This window comes from Streptococcus mitis (assembly GCF_001579035.1).
In the GTDB taxonomy this organism is placed as follows: Bacteria; Bacillota; Bacilli; order Lactobacillales; family Streptococcaceae; genus Streptococcus; species Streptococcus mitis_J.
In genome coordinates, this window is record NZ_KQ970288.1 from 187,047 (window position 1) to 191,364 (window position 4,318).

The following is a 4,318-nucleotide window of genomic DNA, read 5'->3' on the forward strand; positions in this document are numbered from 1 at the left end:
GTAAAATGATTATAAAGCCAGATAACTTGCTCGTCATCAAAACCAATATTGGCTGTTAAGTGCTGAATATTATCGGCTAAAATCATATCTGTAAAGATAAACTTAGAGGGCAGATTTAAATTCCTAAAAATACCAGCACGATAGGCTTGGGCATATTCAACACCACTACTAGCCCAGCCAATTCCTAAATTTATATTGTAAATTGTCATATTTTCTCCTCTTATGGAAAATGAGTCACGATTTCACCTTTTGGAGTGACCTCAACCAGCCCCATCAGGAGATTTCGTACCATATCAGCACGAATTTGCTCTTTCATAGCTTCAAAGCCTGCATAAGCTTCTTGATAATATTCTACAATCGGGTTTTTCTGAGCCACAGGCTGACCACCAATAGCCATAGCTAATTGCTGAAGATAATCCACCTGCTCCACCCAGTTGTCATCAATAGCCTTGAGCATAGAAAGTCGTAAAAAACTGTTCATACAAGCCATGCTGGTCAAGCAATTCTTTCTTTTCAGAAAGCTCTCTATCAATCACCTGCTTCATAAAGCTACGAACTGCAGTCTTGTCAGTCACATCTATATGATCCGGAATCTCTTTAATGTGAAAACTAATATTGGTCACAATAAAGTGAAAGAGCAACTCTCGACTTTCATAATTTGAAGAGGTCACTTGATCTATGTAGCTAGCAATGATTTCCTCAACAACATCCTCTAAGTCACGGGAACCATCTATTAGTCGATTACGCTCCTTGTAAATCATATCCCGTTGAATATTCATACTTTCAGCATATTCTAGTGTCTGACGACGTGCCGAACGTCCAGCACTATCACTAGCATGCTGAGCCTTTTCGACTAGCCTTCGGTATTTACGACCTTTCAATACTTCTGGTTGAGTCATATCTTGAACTTGATAATCTTTATACTTTTTATGAACCCAAGATGGGCCAAATTTTTTGATAACATCGTCCTCTAAGGATACAAAAATTTACTCATACCAGGATCTCCCTGACGACCAGAACGTCCACGAATTTGTAGGTCAATCCGTTGGCTTTCCATCCGCTCTGTTCCAATGACAATCAAGCCACCAAGCTCTGCAACTCCCTTACCAAGTTTGATATCTGTACCCCGTCCTGCCATAGATGTGGCCACTGTCACAGCTCCCATCTGACCTGACTCGGAGATGATCTGGGCTTCACGCGCAGCATTATTTGCATTTAAGACATTGTGCGCAATCCCTTCACGAAGCAAGAGAGATGAATAAAGCTGGGACATCTCCACTGAGCCTACAAAAACGAGCAAAGGATTCCCCTTAGCATGGTATTTTTTGATATATTCCAAAGAAGCATACACTTTTTCAGGCAAGGTCACATAGAGATTATCGGGATAATCAATTCGTTTTTTAGGACGATTTGTTGGAATGCACACTACCGACATATTGTAAGTTTCAAGAAGTTCTTTCTCTGCAACTTTACCTGTACCCGTCATTCCGGATACCTTATTAAACATCTTAAATAGACTTTGATAAGTGATAGAAGCCATGGCTCTCGTTTCTGGAGATAATTTGACATGTTCCTTCGCCTCAATCGCCTGATGAAGTCCCCCTTGCAGTTTGGTCATTTCCATAAGACGTCCTGTCCCCTTATCAACCAGTACCATTTCATCCCCTCGAACGATATAGTCCTTATCTCTTGTATAAAGCTTATGAGCCCTTATTGCATAGACTAAATGACGAGCAAAAACCGCATGTTCTTCCTTATAAAAATGATCTATCCCTAAAAAACTTTCAGCAGCCTTTGCCCCCTTGGTAGTGAGCCAGATTTCATCCTTCTCCTCCTTAAATATATAGTCCTCCCCTTCTACTAAAGTCGTTACAAGAGTATCAATAATACCGTAGTGATTAGATTGAACACGAGGAGAACCAGCAATGATAAGAGGTGTCTGAGCGCTGTCCAATAGGATATCGTCAATCTCGTCAATAATGACATAATCAAAAGGACGTAAAAATTTCCCTTCCTCATTTGAAGACAGATTATCATGTAAATAATCAAAACCTAAATTACTATTAGTTGTATAAATGATATCGGACGCATAAATTCTTTTCTTCTCTTTTGGAGTCAATTCCTTTTGAGCATCATCTGGAAAAGGAACTCCAATAGTCAGTCCTAGAAAACGATAAACTTGTCCCATCTCTTCGGCATCACGTTTAGCTAGATAGTCATTGGTAGTGATCAGCATAGTTCCTTTTCCTGTCAGGGCATTGAGATAAACAGGCATAGTGGCTGTCAAGGTTTTTCCCTCACCAGTATTCATCTCAGCGACATTTCCCTGATGAATAACGATTCCACCCATGACCTGGACATCATAAGGAAACATTCCCAATACACGTCTATCCGCTTCACGAACAACAGCAAAAGCTTCCACTAGAAGATTATCTACCGTCTCTCCTTTAGCAAGACGTTGGCGAAACTCCACCGTTTTTGCAGCTAGTTCTTGGTCTGAGAGAGACTCCATCTTTTCTTTAAGAGCATTAATTTTTTTTAAAATCCTTTTAACTTTTCTAAGTTGAAAATCTTGATAAAAATCTTTAAACACGATTCAGCTCCTTAATAGAAAAAGAATAGAAATCTAGCGATTCAAATCCAGCACTTAGAAGAGAGACTTGATACGTATAAGCATTATCAGGATAAGTAAAGTCAAATATTTTCACTTTTTCTACCTTCTCTTCTAAAATCTCATTATACCGATCAAAAAACGTGACCTTAGTATAAACTCCCTTCTCAGGTTGGCAGTCCATATCGATAGTTAATCGATAATCGTGATTTCTTTTTAACAAGGGGAGACTAGGCTGCGTACGAGCTGCTTGATAATTTACACTTGAGGTCCAACTTTTAATCACTTCCCCAGATGTCATTAAAGGATTGTAGAAACGAATATGCCAATCTGAGTGATACTGCACTCTAGTTCCATACATAAAACTTCCATTAACCTCTCCCCAAGCGATATTTTCTCTTTGCTTTATAAGCATAGCTCACCTCTCCCAAAATCAGCCTGTAGAACCATGCGATAAAAATGTAAGACCCAGGCCACATTTGTGGCCGTATCATCATTATGTCGTCCAGCAGTTCCTTTAGACAAAATCTTCGCACCTGTATTACATAAATAAGTCACTAATTGTTCATATGCTTGAGGATCCATATCCTCATCCTTCATATAGGATAAACCAAAAGTCGTCTTGGAGAAATCAGCTTGTTTAAAGATTTTCCAAAAACGTTGATCTAATTCCAACATATGCTGGGGGCTAATCCCTCCAGCTTGATGTCTCAGTATGTCATAGGCAGTGTTAAAAACCCCTGGAGCTGCTAGTCGACCACGATTAGCTATAGTTCCAATATTGGCAAGAGGTTTACCGACAAGGATTGCTTGCGGTTCGAAACTTGCTCCATAATATAGGGCTGGAAAAGTCCCCATGGAAAGCCCTGACAAGATTAAATCCTTAGAGGTTAGACCTAGATAATCCAAATAATATTGAATAGTAGCTTTAATCTTACTCTCTAACTCCTCACTACCAAGATAAAATGCTCCCCCATTTATACGAGGATCAGAAAACAAAAGAAAAGGACAACCTAGATTTTTCATCATATAGTATCCTTCAAACCCCTCCGCTGTACGATATCCCGCAAAATAGACAGCTAAAGGTGGTTTAAAATCACCTGGATGGAAGAAATAGTTAATTTCTTCACGCTTACTATCGTGTAAGATATTCCCTCCCAAGAAAAACTTTCCAAACTGTTTCCGACTCCAGCGCTGATGAAGACTCCCTAATTGTAATCTCCCATTCCCTCTAGCTTCAACAGAAACAGATAAATAGGCGTCATAGTCTTGCTCTATGACAATAGCCTTTTCTATGTCTTTCTCTGTATAAATCAAATCTTCAGTCATGTCTGAAATAGAACCACGAACTATTTTCTGAATCCTAAATCGAAAATCTACATTCTCACTTTTTTCGTACTCCAACCATAATTCTATAGGTCCATTTTTTTCAACTAAAAAATTATAAGACCAGTAAGCCACCTGTTGGAACTCATCTCCAAAATTTCCTTCTAAAGTCACATATTCAAATCCCTGATAAGAAACTTGGATGGAGGAACTTGGATGAATCTTGATAGTAAAGGGGCTTAATTTATCCCCATATCCTCCTCCAAATAGAGAGGTTGACAAGTCCTTCAATAATTGCTGAGGATTTGAGAAATCTATAGCTAGGGCACATCTCTGTTTTAACAAATCAAGAATGGCTGAATCTGTCGTTTGAAAATCTTG

At 39.0% G+C, this 4,318-nt stretch carries 2 protein-coding genes and 2 pseudogenes; all 4 read right to left on the minus strand.

Annotated elements, in window-relative coordinates; translation table 11 throughout:
- A pseudogene (locus SMIDD26_RS07100) lies at window positions 1-209 on the minus strand (accessory Sec system glycosyltransferase GtfA); the annotation flags it as partial.
- An 11-nt stretch (window positions 210-220) separates the two neighbouring features.
- Window positions 221-2,593, minus strand: a pseudogene (gene secA2, locus SMIDD26_RS07105) (accessory Sec system translocase SecA2).
- On the minus strand, window positions 2,586-3,026 hold the full coding sequence (asp3, locus tag SMIDD26_RS07110) for an accessory Sec system protein Asp3 (RefSeq protein ID WP_061439668.1): 441 nt from the start codon (window positions 3,024-3,026) through the stop codon (window positions 2,586-2,588). The pseudogene secA2 and the gene asp3 overlap by 8 nt, the downstream one beginning before the upstream one ends.
- A partial coding sequence (asp2, locus tag SMIDD26_RS07115) for an accessory Sec system protein Asp2 (RefSeq protein ID WP_246746972.1) occupies window positions 3,017-4,318 on the minus strand: 1,302 nt, incomplete at its 5' end. The genes asp3 and asp2, both read right to left, overlap by 10 nt.